The sequence below is a fragment of the Hwangdonia sp. genome (genome assembly GCF_048381975.1).
In the GTDB taxonomy this organism is placed as follows: Bacteria; Bacteroidota; Bacteroidia; order Flavobacteriales; family Flavobacteriaceae; genus Hwangdonia; species Hwangdonia seohaensis.
In genome coordinates, this window is record NZ_JBLWYT010000001.1 from 139,198 (window position 1) to 157,943 (window position 18,746).

The 18,746-nt window shown below is 36.7% G+C and carries 18 protein-coding genes; 9 read left to right on the forward strand and 9 right to left on the reverse strand.

Annotation, left to right across the window (positions count from 1 at the left end; genetic code table 11):
- Positions 1–139 precede the first annotated feature (139 nt).
- Together ACN5J7_RS00625 and ACN5J7_RS00630 are read left to right on the forward strand one after the other, a co-directional pair.
- A complete protein-coding gene (locus tag ACN5J7_RS00625) occupies positions 140–610 on the forward strand; it encodes a lipocalin family protein (protein WP_418602255.1) in 471 nt (156 codons plus the stop codon).
- 53 nt (positions 611–663) lie between these two features.
- Complete coding sequence (locus ACN5J7_RS00630; protein WP_311936578.1) at positions 664–1,368, forward strand: OmpA family protein; 705 nt, start codon at positions 664–666, stop codon at positions 1,366–1,368.
- 115 nt (positions 1,369–1,483) lie between these two features.
- On the opposite strand, the gene lysM is transcribed toward ACN5J7_RS00630, so the two are convergent.
- Both lysM and ACN5J7_RS00640 read right to left on the reverse strand, forming a co-directional pair.
- Positions 1,484–1,969, reverse strand: coding sequence for a peptidoglycan-binding protein LysM (gene lysM / locus ACN5J7_RS00635; RefSeq protein WP_311936581.1), 486 nt, complete (start codon positions 1,967–1,969; stop codon positions 1,484–1,486).
- Between the two features lie 326 nt (positions 1,970–2,295).
- The gene (locus ACN5J7_RS00640) at positions 2,296–3,231 is read right to left on the reverse strand and encodes a nicotinic acid mononucleotide adenyltransferase (RefSeq protein ID WP_311936584.1); all 936 of its coding nucleotides are present in this window, start codon (positions 3,229–3,231) and stop codon (positions 2,296–2,298) included.
- Positions 3,232–3,362: 131 nt separating this feature from the next.
- Between ACN5J7_RS00640 and ACN5J7_RS00645 the strand changes: the two genes are divergently transcribed.
- Positions 3,363–4,364, forward strand: a complete 1,002-nt coding sequence (locus tag ACN5J7_RS00645) for an NAD(P)H-dependent glycerol-3-phosphate dehydrogenase (RefSeq protein ID WP_418602822.1) — start codon at positions 3,363–3,365, stop codon at positions 4,362–4,364.
- Between the two features lie 634 nt (positions 4,365–4,998).
- Here ACN5J7_RS00645 and ACN5J7_RS00650 read toward each other — a convergent pair.
- From ACN5J7_RS00650 to ACN5J7_RS00680, 7 genes are all read right to left on the reverse strand, one after another.
- Complete coding sequence (locus ACN5J7_RS00650; protein WP_418602256.1) at positions 4,999–6,897, reverse strand: amidophosphoribosyltransferase; 1,899 nt, start codon at positions 6,895–6,897, stop codon at positions 4,999–5,001.
- Positions 6,898–7,021: 124 nt separating this feature from the next.
- Positions 7,022–7,948 carry a PfkB family carbohydrate kinase gene (locus ACN5J7_RS00655; protein ID WP_418602257.1) on the reverse strand — a complete coding sequence of 309 codons (927 nt, stop codon included), beginning with the start codon at positions 7,946–7,948 and terminating at the stop codon, positions 7,022–7,024.
- Positions 7,949–8,024: 76 nt separating this feature from the next.
- Positions 8,025–8,468: an AAA family ATPase gene (locus ACN5J7_RS00660; RefSeq protein ID WP_418602258.1), complete on the reverse strand. Its 444-nt coding sequence runs from the start codon at positions 8,466–8,468 to the stop codon at positions 8,025–8,027.
- A 38-nt stretch (positions 8,469–8,506) separates the two neighbouring features.
- Positions 8,507–8,824 carry an AAA family ATPase gene (locus tag ACN5J7_RS00665; protein ID WP_418602259.1) on the reverse strand — a complete coding sequence of 106 codons (318 nt, stop codon included), beginning with the start codon at positions 8,822–8,824 and terminating at the stop codon, positions 8,507–8,509.
- A 60-nt stretch (positions 8,825–8,884) separates the two neighbouring features.
- Positions 8,885–9,526, reverse strand: a complete 642-nt coding sequence (locus ACN5J7_RS00670) for a viroplasmin family protein (RefSeq protein ID WP_418602260.1) — start codon at positions 9,524–9,526, stop codon at positions 8,885–8,887.
- A gap of 29 nt (positions 9,527–9,555) precedes the next feature.
- A complete protein-coding gene (locus ACN5J7_RS00675; protein WP_311936597.1) occupies positions 9,556–9,879 on the reverse strand; it encodes a hypothetical protein in 324 nt (107 codons plus the stop codon).
- On the reverse strand, positions 9,872–10,438 hold the full coding sequence (locus ACN5J7_RS00680; RefSeq protein WP_418602261.1) for a phosphoribosylglycinamide formyltransferase: 567 nt from the start codon (positions 10,436–10,438) through the stop codon (positions 9,872–9,874). The genes ACN5J7_RS00675 and ACN5J7_RS00680 overlap by 8 nt, the downstream gene beginning before the upstream one ends.
- A gap of 274 nt (positions 10,439–10,712) precedes the next feature.
- Here ACN5J7_RS00680 and ACN5J7_RS00685 point away from each other — a divergent pair, with 274 nt between their 5' ends.
- The 6 genes from ACN5J7_RS00685 (at position 10,713) to mfd (ending at position 18,742) form a co-directional block, all read left to right on the forward strand.
- On the forward strand, positions 10,713–10,946 hold the full coding sequence (locus tag ACN5J7_RS00685; RefSeq protein WP_007647141.1) for an acyl carrier protein: 234 nt from the start codon (positions 10,713–10,715) through the stop codon (positions 10,944–10,946).
- Positions 10,947–10,958: 12 nt separating this feature from the next.
- A complete protein-coding gene (fabF, locus tag ACN5J7_RS00690) occupies positions 10,959–12,209 on the forward strand; it encodes a beta-ketoacyl-ACP synthase II (protein ID WP_311936634.1) in 1,251 nt (416 codons plus the stop codon).
- Positions 12,210–12,216: 7 nt separating this feature from the next.
- Positions 12,217–12,957 (forward strand): ribonuclease III, encoded by a 741-nt coding sequence (gene rnc, locus ACN5J7_RS00695; RefSeq protein WP_311936637.1) that lies wholly within the window; start codon positions 12,217–12,219, stop codon positions 12,955–12,957.
- A 119-nt stretch (positions 12,958–13,076) separates the two neighbouring features.
- Entirely contained in the window at positions 13,077–13,565 is a 489-nt protein-coding gene (locus ACN5J7_RS00700; RefSeq protein WP_418602262.1) for an IPExxxVDY family protein, read from the forward strand.
- Positions 13,565–15,007 (forward strand): pyruvate kinase, encoded by a 1,443-nt coding sequence (pyk, locus tag ACN5J7_RS00705; protein ID WP_418602263.1) that lies wholly within the window; start codon positions 13,565–13,567, stop codon positions 15,005–15,007. Before ACN5J7_RS00700 ends, pyk begins: the two co-directional genes overlap by 1 nt.
- Positions 15,008–15,325: 318 nt before the next feature.
- Positions 15,326–18,742, forward strand: coding sequence for a transcription-repair coupling factor (gene mfd / locus ACN5J7_RS00710; RefSeq protein ID WP_418602264.1), 3,417 nt, complete (start codon positions 15,326–15,328; stop codon positions 18,740–18,742).
- Positions 18,743–18,746 lie beyond the last annotated feature (4 nt).

An 18,746-nucleotide genomic window follows, 5' to 3' on the forward strand; every position in this document is an offset into this window, starting at 1 on the left:
TTTGTAAGCATTTTATTAAATCCAACTTCACATTATTTATCGTATGTATTAGTAAACGTATTAATATTTTAATCAAAAGCATCAATGTAATTTAACGCTTATATCTAGATTTGATGACATATTAAAAACAATAAACATTATGAAAAACCTACTAATAGTACTATTAATAATCACTTTTGTATCTTGCGGAACATCAAAAACCGTACGACAAGCCAATAAAACAATTAAAGGAAATTGGACGTTAACCTCGGTTAGCTATAATAAATCAGGTACCTACAATGTTACTTTGCTAAACGATGTCTCAAAAGCATGTTTTGAAGGCAGCGCGTGGCAATTTGTACCAAACAACAACACCGGAACGTATGCTATAAACAATACGGAATGTGCCACCGGCGACAGGTATTTTAATTTCACAATTCAAGAAGTTGACGCTCAAACCGGGCTATATGATTTTCTATTGAAACCGACCAACGAAAAAGGAAAATCGGAGGCCAATCAAGGGTTTAGAATAAAGCTGAAAGCCTTGTCCGAAACCTCAATGCAATGGGAGCAGACCGTTATGCTTGACGGTGCACCATTTGTTATTACCATGAATTTTATCCCACAATAATAGATTGAATTCAATCGGTCTAATTTCAAAAAAACAATATAAAATATAAAATGATGAAAATGTATATAAAAAAAATAGGAATAACTTTTTTAAGCTTGGTTTTGGCTATTAGTCTAGTTAACTGTAAGGCTATTGAAAATGCAAACAACAAACAAAAAGGCGCTGTAATTGGTGCAACGGGTGGCGCTATTTTGGGGGCCATTATCGGAAACAATGTTGGTAAAGGCGGTAATGGCGAATTAGGTGCTGTTATTGGAGGCGTTGTTGGTGGTGGTGCAGGCGTGCTTATTGGCAACAAAATGGATAAACAAGCTCAGAAAATTGAAGAAGAAATTCCTGGAGCGCAAGTCGAGCGCGTAGATAACGGTATTGTAGTCACTTTTGATGAAAATAGTGGCGTTTACTTTGCTACTGCTAAATATAATATCAATTCTGCTTCACAGGAAACTTTGAATAAATTGGCGAATGTATTTAAAGAATATCCAGATACCAATATTCTTGTGGTTGGACACACTGATAGTGTAGGTAGCGATGAATCGAATATGGTGCTTTCAAAAAACAGGGCCTATGCCGTTACAAATTACTTAAAAGGAAAAGGTTTGAGTTCTGGGCGTTTTACTACCAATTGGTTTGGCGAATCGCAGCCCATGCACGATAACGCTACAGCCGAAGGGCGCGCAAAAAACCGTCGTGTAAACGTCGCCATTGTACCGAGCGAAAAAATGATTGAAGAGGCTAAGCAACAAGCACAAAATTAGGATAGCACTTCTGTAGAAAGAAAAAGCAGCTACTTTATTTCAGTAAAGGATAAAAAGACAAAAAAGCCAACTTATTTTTAAGTTGGCTTTTTGCATATAAAGTAGGTACTTTAAATTAGTCTAAGGCAGGTATGCGCAATACTTGGCCTGGATAAATTTTATCCGGATCGGTAAGCATAGGCTTGTTAGCTTCAAAAATTTCTGGATATTTCATCGCATTGCCGTAATATTTTTTAGCTATTTTCCCTAGCGTGTCGCCACTTACTACGGTGTGAAATTGTGCTTCTGGCTCAACGTGCTCAACCGTCATTTGGTCGTCCACAGTCGCAATACCGTTTGAGTTGCCCACTACCAAAACTACTTTTTCTTTTGTAGCTTGGTTGTATGCTTTTCCTGTAATTGTTGCTGTATCGCCAGCAATATGAATATTAAGGTTTTCTACCTGTAATTGTAAATCTCCAACTGTTTCTTGTAAACTTGCCGCAGCCGTTGCTTCAGCTTTAAGTTTAGCAGCCGCTGCTTCGGCAGCTTCTTCAGCATCTGTTTTCCCAATGCCAAATACTTTGGCGCCCGCGTTTTTAATGAATGAAAATAGTCCCATTTTTGTTTTGTTTTTTTAAGTGTTACTAATTAATTTTTGTTCAGGTTAAAATACATTATTTTATCGATACATATGTTAAGACACAGCAAGAATTTAATAGTCACATATTAAGTAAAAAAAGATTTAAGAACGCTACGCCTTTTAGAACCAAGAATATAAACTTGATTATAACCATTGAACAAATAGATAACACGAAATTGAAATTATTTCTGATTAATATGAGTAATTTTAATTGGTCAACATGCTTGTTTTTAAACCAAAAAGAAACTGCTTAAAGCAAAGTGCCCTAAACAGTTTCTCAACTAAATAACCAACCAAAATTTTTATTAAACCCTAGTGTTTTTTCTTGGGTTGTCTACTTTATTTTTTCTTTCCTTACGCATGTCGTTTCTTTTAAGGGTTTCTTTTCTTTTTACACCATCATTTTTTAGATACTGAATGTACCCTCGACCTTCAAACTCGTAAACGGTTTCAGATGCCGGGTGAAACAATTCTATCTTGGCATCATTTAAAACGCTTAATTCGAAATGTTCATTGTCGAAGGAATCATAATCTAATGTTAAAGTTTTAAGTTTTGAATTTCCGGTAATATTTCCAACGCCATAAAACCCGGTGTAATCCCAAACAAGATTATTCAGACTTGTCCCGTTTTCGTCCTGCGAGCTTCTAAAAGTATCGTCGCTTCCTCCGGCTAAAAACTGCAAATAGTTTTCGTTGTCAAATTCGTTAATGGCACCAAACTCACTGGTATAAGTTTTTTCCCAAGCTTCGTATTCCTGTAAGAAATAATGAATATTGTCGTAGAACACAAAATCGTAATCGAAATTACTACGTTGGTAACCGTCTAAAAAATACGAGGTGTCATTATTTGGATTGTATAATTCAATCGTATTATTATCTATTTGATACACATCAAAAGTTTCAAACCCATCCACATCGTGGTTTACATCTAAAATCATATCGTAAGCATTGTAATCGGCAACTGCAATACCGTAACCACTGCCACTGCTGCCAATACCAACCAAATTGTTGTTAGCAAACATAACGCCGTTTTTAAACGAAATGGTAAACGCTTTTTGCAAAAACGGTGTGGTGCCGTAGCCACTCGTGCTATTAATATCTACATACCATAATTCGTAAGAACTTAACAATTGGTTTATCGAAATTGTTGGCTCCTCATCAATTATATTATTTTCTACATAACAAGATGTAAATAGTGTTGCTGATAAAGCAAAGGTTAAAAGTATTTTTACAGTCTTCATAATCAAACATTTTTAGGGTTTCTATTTACACAGTTTCAAAACGCGTGCCAAAAAACGAGTGCGAATATTTTATGGGCTTAAAAATGATTGTTTTTTTACGTATTTTTGAGATTCAAATAATTATGTTTTTTATGGATAAACCTTTAAAATATGCGGTTTTTGGCGCAGGAAGTTGGGCAACTGCCATTGTAAAAATGCTTTGCGAAAATTTAGATGAAGTGGGTTGGTACATGCGCAGTGTTTATACCAAAGAACATTTGTTAAAAGAACAACACAACCCGAATTATTTAAGCTCGGTCGAGTTTCATTTAGAGCAATTAAAGCTAAGTAACGATATTAATGAAATTGCCGAATATGCCGATGTTTTAATATTTGTAATTCCTTCGGCTTTTATGCATTCGGAATTGGAGAAATTAACCACCAATATTGGAAACAAAATCATTGTTTCGGCCGTAAAAGGTATCATGCCCGAAACGGGATTGTTGGTTGGCGAACATTTTCATGATGTTTATAAAATCCCGTACGATAATATTGCCGTAATTGCTGGTCCTTGTCATGCAGAAGAGGTTGCTTTAGAACGCTTATCGTATTTAACGGTATCGTGTTCCGACGCTGAAAAGGCTCAAAATATAGCCGATAATTTGTCCAGCCATTACATTAAAACGACCATTAGCGACGATATTATTGGTATTGAATATGCCGTTATGCTTAAAAACATTTATGCTATTGCCGCAGGAATTGCCCACGGATTGGGTTATGGCGATAATTTCCAAAGTGTGTTAATGAGCAATGCCATTCGGGAAATGAAACGGTTTATAAAAAAGCGCCACAAAATGAAACGCAACATTAACAATTCGGCATATTTGGGCGACTTATTGGTAACGGGTTACTCTGTCTTTTCCAGAAACCGTATGTTCGGAAACATGATTGGCAAGGGTTACACCGTAAAATCGGCTCAAATGGAAATGAATATGGTTGCCGAAGGTTATTATGCTACAAAAAGTGCACATTTACTTCACGAAAAGAACGGGAAAAAAGCAAAAATCCCTATTATAAATGCCGTATATGAGGTTTTATATGAAAACAAAAACCCTAAAAAAGTGTTTGTTAAACTAACGGATAAGTTGGATTAACCTTAACGGGGCTACCTGTTATTACGCTACATATCTAATCGGTTTAGTCTTTCTAAAATAAGACTATGCATTCCATTTTGCTATAGATATCTTTTGAAGTCGATTATTATCATCGTTTCTCGACCTTTTTACTAGGTTATCCAATATTTTAAATTCAGTGTAGGATAAACGATTTGAAAATGGTGAATTAATATAAAAAAGAAACTTCTAATTTTCTGGAGACGATATAAAATGAAAAAGGTGAACAGATGTTCACCTTTTTGCCCCAAATCTACCATAAACTTAACCTACTTATGTTATGGTGGAACAAATATATAACGTTGAAACAGCCCGCTAAAATATTTTAGTTAAACGGCTTATATATTGGCTTAAATGAGATAACACTGAATGTTTAAGGAAAAAAGACTTGTTGCAATTATAGTGTGATAAAAAAGTAAAATGCATAAAAAAAGGCGAACAGAAGTTCACCTTTTTTTGCCCCAAATCTACCATGAACTTAACCTACTTATGTTATGGTGATACCAATTTATGCGTATTTAATAGAAAACGATTATTTTTTAGACGAACGGTCGTTTTTTTCAGATTAAATGTTTTTATGCAATAATCCTCTACTAGTAGGTTATACTTTTATAACTTAATAAGCCCGTTCCTTATTGCCTTCGTAAAAATTAATAAAAGCCCTGTTTACAACCCTGTTTCCACCAACGGTTGGATAGTTTCCCGTAAAGTACCAGTCACCAGCATGATCTGGGCAAGCTTTATGTAAATTTTCTACAGGCTGAAAAATAATTTTAACCTCCGCCTCTATACATTCGTCACTTAATAATTCGGCAGCTTTATCCGAGATTTCTTCATCAGTAAAAGGGTCGTAAATTTCCTTAACAAAATTCTTAACGTCTTTATCGTCCAATTCGGTTTGTACCAAACATTTATTATAAACATCTTCAACGATATGGTACATGTTTCTGTCTTTTAACAAGGCCAATGCAGCTCTAAAAGCTATGAGTGTTTCAAGATTTGCCATATCAATGCCGTAACAGTCTGGGTAGCGTATTTGCGGCGCCGAGGAAACGACTACAATCTTTTTAGGATGCAATCTGTCCAGCATTTTAAGAATACTCATTTTTAAAGTGGTGCCACGTACAATACTATCGTCAATTATTACCAAATTATCGGTTGGTTTTATAACGCCATAAGTTACATCGTAAACATGGGCCACCAAATCGTTGCGACTACTATCTTCGGTTATAAAGGTTCGTAGCTTAACATCTTTTATGGCTATTTTTTCAATGCGCGGTCTTTCTTCTAAAATTTCCGTGACTTTTTTGGCAGACATTTTACCACCACCTTTTAAAATGGCTTCTGTCTTCTTTTCGTTTAAGTAATCTTCAACGGTTTCTATCATTCCGAAAAAGGATGTTTCGGCTGTATTTGGGATATATGAAAACACGGTGTTTTTTGTATCATCATCAATAGCTTCCAAAACTTTAGGCATCAATAGCTTCCCTAGCGTTTTGCGTTCTTGGTATATTTCGGCATCACTTCCTCGGGAGAAATAAATGCGCTCAAACGAACAGGATTTCCTTTCTAAAGGTTCTAATATTTTTTTAATGGATACCTTGCCTGATTTTTTGGTAATGATTGCATGCCCCGGTTTTAATTCTTTAACATCTTTAAAATCCACATTAAAAACCGTTTGAATTACGGGACGCTCTGAAGCGACCACAACTATTTCCTCATCTTTATAATAATAGGTAGGGCGAATGCCTGCAGGGTCTCTTAAAACGAAAGCATCGCCATGGCCAATAAGTCCTGCCATAGCATAACCACCATCCCAATTTTTTGCAGCTCGTCGTAATATTTTGCTTACTTTTAAGCGTTCTGCGATTAACGGAGAAGCTTCTTGCTTATTATAGCCTTCTTTTTTTAGGTCTTTATAAATTTTGCTTACGGCATCATCTAAAAAATGACCGATTTTTTCCATAATGGTTATGGTATCGGTGTATTCTTTTGGGTGTTGCCCTAACTCAATTAAATTGCTAAATAGCTCTTTAACATTGGTCATGTTGAAATTTCCAGCCATAATTAAGTTTCTGTGCATCCAATTGTTTTGTCTTAAAAACGGATGTACACTTTCTACGCTGTTTTTACCAAAAGTTCCATAACGCACGTGCCCCAAAAGAACTTCGCCTATATACGGAATGTGCTTTTTTTGTGCAGCAACATCATCGGCATATTCAGGATGCTCGGTAAGTTCTTTATTAATTCGCTGGTTAATCTGTGCAAAAATATCTTGAATGGGCTGTTGCGCTATCGAGCGTACTCTACTTATGTAGCGCTCGCCTGGTTTGGTGTCTAGTTTAATACTTGCAAAACCAGCTCCGTCCTGCCCACGGTTGTGCTGTTTTTCCATCATTAAGTACATTTTATTCACACCATAAAATGCGCTGCCGTATTTTTCTTTATAGTATTCCAGTGGTTTTAAAAGCCTTATCATGGCTATGCCACATTCGTGTTTTAATGCATCACTCATTTTGCGTTTTATTTGAGTTTTGATTCCTGCTTTCGGAGGAATAACAATTTATTGTTTTAAAAATATAATTATTTTGAAGCTTTATCTTAAAATAAAAACGCGCTCTATTTATGAGCGCGTTTGTTTATGCTAATTCTATATCAAATTGCGTTAATTGTTTAAATTGCAATAGGCGTTTGTGCACTTCTTCATTCGTTAGATTAACCATACGTTCGGTTCCGAATTTTTCAACGCAAAACGATGCTAATGTCGAGCCATATATCACGGCGTTTTTCATGTTGTCGAACGAGGTGTCTCCTGTTTTTGCAATGTAACCGGCAAATCCTCCGGCAAAGGTATCGCCAGCGCCTGTTGGATCGAAAACCTCTTTAAGCGGTAAAGCGGGTGCAAAAAACACGTGGTCGTGATGAAACAACAACGCCCCATGTTCGCCTTTTTTAATTACGACGTATTTTGGTCCCATCTCGTGTATTTTTTTGGCTGCAACAACCAACGAATATTCACCAGTTAACTGTCGTGCTTCCTCATCGTTTATAGTAATCACGTCAACACGTTTTATAACGTTGTGCAAATCATCTAAAGCTGAATCCATCCAAAAATTCATAGTATCTAAAATGACTAATTTTGGTTTGGTAGTCATTTGGTCTAACACGCTAGATTGGACGATAGGATGCAAGTTTCCTAACATAACCACATCGGCATTACGGTAATTTTCTGGCACAACAGGGTTAAAATCGGCGAGCGTATTTAATTCTGTAACAAGCGTATCTCTGGAATTCATGTCGTTATGGTAACGTCCGCTCCAAAAAAACGTTTTACCATTTTCAACAATTTCTACTCCAGTGAGATCGATTTTTTTGTTTGATAATAAATCTAAATAATCTTGAGGAAAATCGCCACCAACAATTGAAACGGCTGTGGCATCAACATTAAAATGAGACGCTGCAAGACCAATAAAAGTGGCAGCTCCACCAAGAATTTTATCGGTTTTTCCGAAAGGCGTTTCAATGGCATCAAAAGCCATGGTGCCCACTATTACTAATTTACCCATAAAAAGGTGTTATAATTTTTTGCAAATATAAGTGTTTTAGCCACGAATACACGAATATTTTTTTGAATAATACACCTTAATATCCAGAATCAAAATGCCTTAAAAAAGCATTTGGGTTGTTTAAAAATGATTTAGTTACCGAGTAATGATCTGTATTTTCAAGGGCTGTTTGTTTCATGCTTTCCGGTGTAATTTCATAAATAGATGCTTTGGGATAAGCCAGTAACATGGGCGAATGCGTTGCAATAATAAATTGCGAGTTGTGTTGTTGAAGATGGTTGTTTAAAAAGTAAATAAGCGTAAGTTGTTTTGCTGGAGATAATGCTGCTTCTGGTTCATCCAAAAGATAAATGCCTCTGCTGTTTATCATTTCGTTCATGATATGCAGATAGGCTTCACCATGCGAAAACGTATTGAGTTCTTGCCCATAATCTAATCGCATTCGTTTTAATTGATAATTTGCACTTTCCTTCATTTGGTCAATAACGTGTTTCGGAATACTGTCTGGTAAATCTCCCATTTGGTCTTGAATTTTAGTTCCCACCCTATGGACGCTGTTCAGGTAGTCTCCAAAATCTTCACCATAAAAAAGAAGCCAACAGACCGCTCCATGTTCCACGATAATTCCAAATAGGGCAATAGTGTTTTGGCCACATCAAAACTGTTTTTTGAATAGCTTGAGCCGTCTATATGGGGCAGTTGTAAACGACAAGCCAAAGTTTCCAACAATGTTGATTTTCCAGTGCCGTTTTCGCCTACCAAAAATGTAATTGGATTTGATAGGTCGATGTTTTTGGCATATTTCACAGCAGGAACATCAAAAGGGAATGGGTGTTTTTTATCTGTGTTGATATGTAATTTTGATAAATATGGCATACGCTATTTTTGGGTTCTCATAACATTCATAAATAAACCCTGTTGGCTTACTAAATTAGCTTATTTTCGCCCAAAATCCGCAGGAATTTCTCCCCAAGCTTTGGTTTCCCATTTTACAATAACGGTTTTGTAGCTGTTGGTTTTCAACCAATCGATGGCTCTATCAACAAGTTCGAACAGGGGTTTGTTCTTTTCGTTGCGTTCAAGCTTTGTGTTGCATTTTTTCTTTTTAACCCAACTTATCGCGGTTCTGGAATCGGTATACAAAGTGCGGTCGCTATTGTTTTTTTTAAGCAATGCCAAACCATGAACAATGGCAAGGAATTCGCCTATGTTATTGGTACCTTCTTCAAAAGGACCCTGAATAAAAAGCTGCTTTCTTGTTTTGGTATCAACACCTCGGTATTCCATTTTGCCTGGGTTTCCGCTGGAAGCGGCATCAACTGAAATGGAATTGTAATTGGGCAGCCCTATTTTTTTTAATTGCGCTTCAGAAAGCTCACTTTTAAATTTTGAGGTTTTACCAATATAATCTTTGAAGTTCCCTTTTAAGGCTTTTTTTGCAGCATCAAAAGTTAAAAACGATTTGTATACCGCGCCTTGGTAGTCTTTTATTTGGGCTTTGCAATCGTCCCATGTTTCAAAAACCCCTGTTTTGTGGCCTTTCCAAACGGTATAATATTTTTTCTTTTTTTTGCTCATTTTGTCATTCCCGCGAAGGCGGGAATCTATTAATCGTTACCTTCTATCGTAATATTAAGGTTTTCATTACCAATTTTAAGCCCAAGTAGTATATTTAAAGTTTCATTATCTCCTGAAACAGTTAAAAATTTATACTTTTCGTTTTCACCTGATATTTCTACTTCTTCAATATTAGAAACTCTTAATGTCAAAGATAATGAACCGCTTAAAACAACATAAACAAACCATTTTTTTCGTATTTGTCCTTCTGTAAGATTCCCAATCAAGTAAAACTCCTTTTTAGTTCTAATTGCAAAACTTTCAATGACCTTAAACTTACCCTTAATACTTTCAGCATTCATTGAATTATCCATTTAAAAGTTTTTCAACTACCTTCGGAAAATGTTCCATCTCCAATTCATGAATCTTAGCCGCAACATCTTCGGCTGAATCATTTGGATCCACATCGCATCTCGCCTGAAAAATAATGGCGCCTTCATCATAATGTTCATTTACATAATGGATGGTAATGCCTGTTTCTTTTTCCTTATTGGCAACCACCGCGTTGTGCACATGCATACCGTACATGCCTTTGCCACCATATTTGGGCAATAAAGCCGGATGCACATTAATCACTTTATTAGGGAATGCGTTTAAAATATTATCGGGGAATTTCCATAAAAAACCGGCCAACACGATTAAATCTGGCTGCGATGCTTTTAAAATATTCAACACATCTTCAGTTTTTGTTAATGCTATTTTGTTGAAGGATAAAGCACTGATTTTCAGTTTTTTACATCGTTCTAAAACTTTGGCATGAGGATTGTTGGTAAGTACCTGAATAACAGACGCATTATGGCTGTTTTGAAAAAACTTAATTAAATTTTCAGCATTAGTACCACTTCCGGACGCAAAAATTACAATACGTTTCATCTGTTGGTTTTTATTTTAAAATTAATATCGGGTGCCATTCGTAAATCGAAATTACAACAATGTTCAGCAAAATTATCAAGCACATTTCATATTATAGCTTATAATGTTAATATTATTCAAACAAAAAAGAATAATTATTAACAATTAGCTGCGAAAATATAAATACTTAAAAGTAATTTTAGTAAATTACCGACACATTTTTAAAGTAAAGGTGTGTTTTAAAAATAAAGTTTTTTATTTTTGCCAACTAATTAAAACTTAAAATTAAAATATTATGTCAGACATTGCATCAAGAGTAAAAGCGATTATCGTTGATAAATTAGGAGTTGATGAAAACGAAGTTGTAACAGAAGCTAGCTTCACTAACGATTTAGGAGCAGACTCTTTAGACACTGTAGAATTAATTATGGAATTTGAAAAAGAATTCGATATCCAAATTCCAGACGATCAAGCTGAAAACATTGCAACAGTAGGTCAAGCTATATCTTATATTGAAGCTGCAAAATAAGCACTGAAATTTATGGAAATAAAGCGAGTTGTAGTCACAGGATTAGGGGCTTTAACACCAATTGGCAATACCAAAGATGAATATTGGGACGGTTTAGTTAGTGGGAAAAGTGGTGCTGCGCCTATAACATATTATGATACCGAGAAGTTTAAAACCAAATTCGCTTGCGAGGTTAAGAACTTTAACGCAACAGATTTTCTTGATAGGAAGGAAGCCCGGAAAATGGATAAGTTTGCACAATATGCTATGGTAGCTGCAGACGAGGCCATTGAAGATTCCAAATTAAACCTTGAGAAAGTCGATAAATTGCGTGTTGGTGTTATATGGGGCGCAGGTATTGGTGGTTTGGAAACCTTTCAGCAAGAAGTTTTAAACTTTGCAGAAGGCGATGGCACACCAAGATTTAACCCATTCTTTATTCCTAAAATGATAGCAGATATTGCACCTGCAAACATCTCTATAAAACATGGTTTTATGGGGCCAAATTACACCACCGTTTCAGCGTGTGCATCTTCAGCCAACGCCATGTTCGATGCTTTAAACTCTATACGTTTAGGGTATTGCGATGTCGTGGTAACCGGAGGAAGTGAAGCGGCTGTAACCATTGCCGGTATGGGCGGCTTTAATGCTATGCACGCACTATCTACCAGAAATGAAAGTCCAGAAACAGCTTCAAGGCCTTTTGATGGAACCCGAGATGGTTTTGTTTTAGGCGAGGGTGCCGGGGCTTTAATTTTAGAAGAGTACGAGCATGCCAAGGCAAGAGGTGCTAAAATTTATGCCGAGGTAGCAGGAGGAGGATTATCTTCCGATGCTTATCATATGACGGCGCCACATCCAGAAGGTATTGGGGTTGTTGAGGTAATGAAAAATTGTTTAAAAGATGCAGGGCTTCAACCAGTAGATGTAGACCATATCAATACACATGGAACATCAACACCTTTAGGAGACGTGGCAGAACTTAAGGCCATCTCAAAAGTGTTTGGCAGTCATGCAAAAACCATAAATATTAATTCAACCAAATCAATGACAGGGCACTTGTTGGGTGCAGCGGGAGCCATTGAAGCCATATCGGTTATATTGGCGATGGAGCACGGTATTGTACCACCAACCATTAACCATACAACGGTGGATGAGAACATTGATCCTGAATTAAATTTAACATTAAACAAGGCTCAAAAACGAGATGTTAAAGTAGCTATGAGTAATACATTTGGATTTGGCGGACATAACGCTTGTGTATTGTTCAAGAAATTAGATTGAATCCCGAATGAAAAACATTCGTAACATATTAAATTCCCGTTTTAAACGCAACGGGAATTTTTTTATACAATTAACTAAAATCCTTGGGTTTAAACCAAAGAAATTAAAGTTTTACAGCACGGCATTTACGCATCGTTCAATGAACATAAAAGATGGTAAGGGCAATGCTATAAATTACGAACGTTTAGAGTTTTTAGGCGATGCCATGTTAAGCTCTGTTATTGCATCGCATTTGTACCTCGAAGTACCCAGTGGCGATGAAGGTTATCTCACCAAAATGCGTTCTAAAATTGTAAGTAGAGAACATTTAAACGAACTGGGGAGAGACTTAAACCTGATAGATTTGGTAGAAAGCAAAATTCCGTCAGGACAATTTGGAGATAATATTCACGGCAATTTATTTGAAGCTTTAGTAGGCGCCATTTTTTTGGATAGGGGCTATAAATACTGCGAGAAGTTTATATTCAAACGCGTTATAATTCCTTATGTAGATATTGAAACCTTAGAAGGAAAAGTGATTAGCTACAAAAGTTTACTCATTGAGTGGTGCCAGAAAGAAAAGAAAACATTTAGGTACAATGTCTACGAAGATACCGGGAATGATGAAGTTAGGCATTTTTCGGTAAAACTTTCAATCGACGAAAAAGTTATAGCCAAAGCAAGAGCCACTTCAAAGAAAAAGGCCGAAGAAAAAGCGTCTAAGCGTGCTTTTTTTGCGTTTCAGAAAAGGATGTCAAAAATGATTTAAAAACACTTTTTCAGTAAAATCAACTACAACGTTTTAGTAGCGTTTATCGTTAAGATTAAGACAAACTTATTACAATTAACTATTATAAATACTATATTTACAGTTATTAATGAAGAGTTATGGCTGTTCACAAACTTGTTTTAGATGATGTTTTTGAAGAAGCACTGTACACCTTAATTGCAATTCATTGCACCATTGAAGATTACAGGTTAGCCTATATGCTTAATAAACATTTAGGAATAAGCCTTGTTAGAAAGCCATTGGATTTGGATTATAACAAAGATAAATCGACGTATTCCATTTTTGAATGGGAAGACAACAAACAGCTTACAACCTGGAGTTTAGTGTCTAATATTTGTAAAACTCACGAAGCTGTGCCACAAAATAACCAACAATCATTATTTAACACACAAGAGCAAATAACAAAAACATTTAATTTAATACCAGAACATAAAGGTGTAAACTATTTTTTAAAAATAGATAACGACAACAATTTCAGTAAAGAAGCTTATATTTTAAATAGTATTTTAAATATACCGCAAGTTGCCACTGCCTTTAGCGTTGATGTTAATCAACTAAAATCAAAAGATAATTTAATTTTTAACTAATGCCGATAAGAAAAAAAACCAAAATAGTAGCCACATTAGGGCCAGCCACAAGCACCAAAGAAATTTTAAAAGGGATGCTTGAAGAGGGGGTTAATGTATTTAGAATTAACTTTTCCCATGCAAAATATGAAGATGTCGAAGCCCGTATAAAAATGATACGCGAACTCAACAAAGAGTTTGGTTTTACGGCGGCAATTTTAGCCGATTTGCAAGGGCCTAAACTTCGTGTGGGCGTCATGAAAGGCGATGTTGTTGTTAATGAAGGCGATGAAATAATATTTGCAACCGGCGAGCGTTTTGAAGGCACAAAAGAACGTGTTTATATGACCTACGATAGGTTCCCGCAAGATGCAAACCCGGGCGAACGCATTCTTTTAGACGATGGGAAATTAATTTTTGAAGTGGTTTCTACCAATAAGAAAACCGAAGTAAAGGCACGCGTAATTCAAGGCGGGCCGTTAAAATCGAAAAAAGGCGTAAACCTTCCCAATACCAATATTTCCCAACCGGCTTTGACCGAAAAAGATATCGAAGATGCCATTTTTGCCATTGGGCAGGGTGTCGATTGGATTGCGTTATCATTTGTGCGTCATGCCGAAGATTTAATGCAACTGCGCGATTTAATCAGTAAACATAATGATTACAAAATTCCTATTGTCGCTAAAATCGAAAAGCCTGAAGCGGTTGAAAACATTGATAAAATTATAGCGCATTGCGACGGATTAATGGTAGCCCGTGGTGATTTAGGTGTTGAGGTACCGGCTGAAGAAGTTCCGCTTATCCAAAAACAATTGGTGCTACGTGCCAAAAAAGCCAGAATTCCGGTAATTATAGCAACGCAAATGATGGAAACCATGATTTCCAGTTTAACCCCAACAAGGGCCGAGGTAAACGATGTTGCAAACTCGGTAATGGACGGTGCAGATGCGGTTATGCTTTCGGGCGAAACCTCGGTAGGTAGTTACCCCGTGCAGGTTATTAAGCAAATGGCAGACATTTTAATAAGCGTAGAAAACTCCGATTTAATTAAAGTGCCGCAATTGCCGCCACATATCCGTACCAATCGCTACATCACAAAATCCATCTGTTACCACGCGGCAAACATGGCCAACGAAATTAATGCCAAAGCCATTTCAACACTAACAAATAGTGGTTATACCGCGTTTCAAATTTCGGCTTGGAGACCGTCATCGCACATTTTGGTATTCACCTCAAACAAGCGTATTTTAACACGCCTTAGTTTGCTGTGGGGCGTTCAGGCTTTTTATTACGATAAGTATGTAAGCACTGACCAAACTATTGAAGACGTAAACGCCATAGCTTGTAAAAAAGGCTATTTGGAAACGGGCGATATGTTAATAAGCTTAGCGGCAATGCCAATAAAAGAAAAGGGCATGGTAAACACACTTCGGGTTACCGAAATTACAAGCTGCAGCTTTTAAGCGAATAAATTTCAAATTATTGGGGCGTTACCCTTTTTAAGAAAAATAAAAAGGGTCGCGCTTTCCACTATATCTTTTAAATAGAAAAAACTGCTTTTAGGCAGTTTTTTTCTATTTAAAAGGATGCCGTTTCAATCGCTAACGCAAAACCAGTACTAACATACGTAATCTTAAGTTCAGGATTAAAAATGCCTAAACACAAGTGTACCCAAAAAATTCGTTGGTGCTGTTCAAAAACAAACATTTTCGAATTTTTGGCAAATCCTTATAAAAATAATTCTAAACCGTATATTTGCAATCTTAAAATCTAATAATTAGGTGAGTAAATCCATCCTCTCGCAAACCTATTCACAGACTTTGCACATGCAAAATCTGCAAACTGCTATTGCCCAAAATCAAAGTAAAACACATTTAAAAGGGCTCGTTGGCTCCTCTTTGTCCTTTGTTATTTCAAATGTTTTTAAGCAGGCCGAAAAACCTTTTCTAATTGTTTTTAACGATAAAGAAGAAGCGGCACATTATCTAAACGATTTAGAACAATTGTGCAACCCCAAAGACGTGCTGTTTTACCCCGGAAGTTACCGCAGACCTTACCAAATAGAGGAAACCGACAATGCGAACGTGCTGCTTCGTGCCGAAGTTTTAAACCGTATTAATTCGCAAAAAAAACCGGCCATAATTGTTACCTATCCCGATGCGCTTTTCGAGAAAGTGGTCACCCGAAAAGAGTTGGAGCGCAACACCCTAAAAGTATCGGTAAACGATAAAATATCCATCGATTTTGTAAACGAAGTACTTTTTGAATATCAATTTAAACGCGTCGATTTTGTAACCGAACCCGGTGAGTTTTCGGTACGTGGTGGTATTGTGGATGTGTTTTCGTTTTCGCACGACCAGCCCTATCGTATCGAGTTTTTTGGCGATGAGGTAGATAGCATCAGAACCTTTGATGTAGAAACACAACTCTCTGTCGAACAGATTAAAAAAATCAATATCATTCCCAATGTAGCCAATAAGCTCATTGAGGAAAAACGTCAAAGCTTTTTAAAATACATCGCTCAAAAAACAGTGGTTTGTTTTAAAAATGCCGACTTGTTTTTTTCAAGAATAGACGATTTTTACGAAAAAGCCGAAGACGCTTTTAAAGCGCTCAATTCAGATTTAAAACACGCCGAACCCAAAGCATTGTTTGCTCATTCAGCTGTATTAAAAAAACAATTATTGGATTTTTCTATTGTTGAGTTTGGAACAACATCGGTTTTTAATAATAACATCATTGCGAGTGAAACGTCGCAATCTGTTTCAAAGGAAGAGGTTACCACGTCGCAAGCTCCTCGAAATGACGTAAACCAAATTGAATTTAAAACAACACCACAACCATCATTCAATAAGCAGTTCAATCTTTTAATAGAAGACTTAAACACCAACCACGAAAACGGTTACACCAATTATATTGCCTGTATTAGCGAGCAGCAAGCCAAACGTTTTCATGATATTTTTGACGATTCAAATCTCGATGTCAAGCAATACCAAACCATCATTTTATCGTTGCATCAAGGCTTTATAGATCACGACAACAAAATCGTTTGTTATACCGATCATCAAATTTTTGAACGCTATCATAAATTTCATCTTAAAAACGGTTATGCCAAAAAGCAGGCCATTACTTTAAAAGAGCTTACTAATTTAGGTATTGGCGATTATGTAACACATATCGACCATGGCGTTGGGCGTTTTGGTGGTCTTCAAAAAATAGATGTCGAGGGTAAAAAACAAGAAGCCATAAAGTTGGTTTATGGCGAGCGCGATGTGCTGTATTTAAGCATTCATTCGTTACATAAAATCACGAAGTTTAACGGTAAAGATGGCAAGCCGCCAAAAATTTATAAATTAGGCAGTAAAGCTTGGAAAACCCTTAAACAAAAAACCAAAGCCCGTGTAAAACACGTGGCCTTTAACTTAATAAAACTTTACGCCAAACGAAAAACACAAAAGGGCTATCGGTACAATCCGGACAGCTATTTGCAACATGAGTTGGAAGCCTCTTTTATTTATGAGGATACGCCGGACCAAAGTACGGCAACTGCCGATATTAAAGCCGATATGGAAAGCGAACGCCCTATGGATCGATTGGTGTGTGGCGATGTTGGTTTTGGTAAAACCGAAGTAGCCATTCGCGCTGCTTTTAAAGCCGTTGATAACGGAAAACAAGTGGCTGTTTTGGTGCCAACTACCATTTTGGCATACCAGCACTCCAGAACGTTTAAGCAGCGTTTAAAGGACTTTCCAGTTACCGTAGATTACGTAAACCGCTTTAGAACAGCCAAAGAAAAACGAGAAACTTTGGAAGGTCTGGAAAAAGGACATGTTGATATTATTATCGGCACGCATCAGCTCGTCAATAAAAACGTCAAATTTAAAGATTTGGGATTGTTGATTGTTGACGAAGAGCAAAAATTCGGTGTGGCCGTAAAGGAAAAATTAAAGACTTTAAAGGATAATGTGGATGTGCTAACGCTAACCGCAACACCCATTCCGCGTACCTTGCAATTTAGTTTAATGGCGGCGCGCGATTTATCGGTCATTACAACGCCGCCACCAAACCGTTACCCTATTGAAAGCCATGTTATCCGGTTTAACGAAGAAACCATTCGGGATGCAGTGAGTTATGAGATTCAACGAGGCGGACAAATATTCTTTATTCATAATCGCATAGAAAACATCAAAGAAGTTGCGGGCATGCTGCAGCGGTTGGTGCCCGATGCTAAAATTGGTATTGGCCACGGCCAAATGGAAGGCAAAAAATTGGAGCAGCTCATGTTGGCTTTTATGGATGGCGAATTTGATGTTTTAGTGAGCACTACCATTGTTGAAAGTGGATTGGATGTGCCAAACGCTAACACCATTTTTATCAATAATGCCAATAATTTTGGGTTGAGCGACTTACATCAAATGCGTGGGCGAGTGGGGCGAAGCAATAAAAAAGCGTTCTGTTATTTTATAACACCGGAATATTCGGCAATGACCGATGATGCGAGAAAACGCATCACCGCTTTAGAGCAATTTACAGAACTTGGAAGTGGTTTTAACATCGCCATGAAAGATTTGGAAATCCGTGGCGCTGGCGATTTATTGGGTGGCGAACAAAGCGGATTTATAAATGAAATAGGTTTCGATACCTATCAAAAAATACTAAACGAAGCCATTGAAGAGCTCAAAGAAAACGAGTTTAAAGATTTGTACAATGAAGATAAAACCGATAAGGTTTATGTAAAAGAGGTAACTATTGACACTGATTTTGAGTTGCTATTTCCAGACGATTACGTAAACAATATTACCGAGCGTTTAAACTTATACACACAATTAAATAACCTTAATACCGAAGCGGAATTGCAAAAATTTGAAACCGAACTGATAGACCGCTTTGGAGAGTTGCCCACACAAGTGACCGATTTACTAAATAGTGTCCAATTAAAATGGATAGCAACCAAGTTAGGATTTGAAAAAATAATAATGAAAAAAGGCAAATTTGTCGGGTATTTTGTAAACGACCAACAAAGTCCGTTTTATCAAAGCGATAACTTTACAAAAGTTCTTAAATTTGTACAATCAAACCCTGGAATTTGTAAGATGAAAGAAAAGCAAACCCGAAATGGTTTACGTTTATTACTTACTTTTGAATCCATAAAATCTGTAAAACAAGCCTTAGCAGTTTTAAAACCCATTATGGCTTAATTGT

Bases quoted from the DNA above. Each gene is read 5' to 3' on its own strand.
- ACN5J7_RS00625 (WP_418602255.1), top strand. From the start codon at position 140: ATGAAAAACCTACTAATAGTACTATTAATAATCACTTTTGTATCTTGC.
- ACN5J7_RS00630 (WP_311936578.1), top strand. From the start codon at position 664: ATGAAAATGTATATAAAAAAAATAGGAATAACTTTTTTAAGCTTGGTT.
- lysM (WP_311936581.1), bottom strand. From the start codon at position 1,969: ATGGGACTATTTTCATTCATTAAAAACGCGGGCGCCAAAGTATTTGGC.
- ACN5J7_RS00640 (WP_311936584.1), bottom strand. From the start codon at position 3,231: ATGAAGACTGTAAAAATACTTTTAACCTTTGCTTTATCAGCAACACTA.
- ACN5J7_RS00645 (WP_418602822.1), top strand. From the start codon at position 3,363: ATGGATAAACCTTTAAAATATGCGGTTTTTGGCGCAGGAAGTTGGGCA.
- ACN5J7_RS00650 (WP_418602256.1), bottom strand. From the start codon at position 6,897: ATGAGTGATGCATTAAAACACGAATGTGGCATAGCCATGATAAGGCTT.
- ACN5J7_RS00655 (WP_418602257.1), bottom strand. From the start codon at position 7,948: ATGGGTAAATTAGTAATAGTGGGCACCATGGCTTTTGATGCCATTGAA.
- ACN5J7_RS00660 (WP_418602258.1), bottom strand. From the start codon at position 8,468: ATGGGAGATTTACCAGACAGTATTCCGAAACACGTTATTGACCAAATG.
- ACN5J7_RS00665 (WP_418602259.1), bottom strand. From the start codon at position 8,824: ATGCCATATTTATCAAAATTACATATCAACACAGATAAAAAACACCCA.
- ACN5J7_RS00670 (WP_418602260.1), bottom strand. From the start codon at position 9,526: ATGAGCAAAAAAAAGAAAAAATATTATACCGTTTGGAAAGGCCACAAA.
- ACN5J7_RS00675 (WP_311936597.1), bottom strand. From the start codon at position 9,879: ATGGATAATTCAATGAATGCTGAAAGTATTAAGGGTAAGTTTAAGGTC.
- ACN5J7_RS00680 (WP_418602261.1), bottom strand. From the start codon at position 10,438: ATGAAACGTATTGTAATTTTTGCGTCCGGAAGTGGTACTAATGCTGAA.
- ACN5J7_RS00685 (WP_007647141.1), top strand. From the start codon at position 10,713: ATGTCAGACATTGCATCAAGAGTAAAAGCGATTATCGTTGATAAATTA.
- fabF (WP_311936634.1), top strand. From the start codon at position 10,959: ATGGAAATAAAGCGAGTTGTAGTCACAGGATTAGGGGCTTTAACACCA.
- rnc (WP_311936637.1), top strand. From the start codon at position 12,217: ATGAAAAACATTCGTAACATATTAAATTCCCGTTTTAAACGCAACGGG.
- ACN5J7_RS00700 (WP_418602262.1), top strand. From the start codon at position 13,077: ATGGCTGTTCACAAACTTGTTTTAGATGATGTTTTTGAAGAAGCACTG.
- pyk (WP_418602263.1), top strand. From the start codon at position 13,565: ATGCCGATAAGAAAAAAAACCAAAATAGTAGCCACATTAGGGCCAGCC.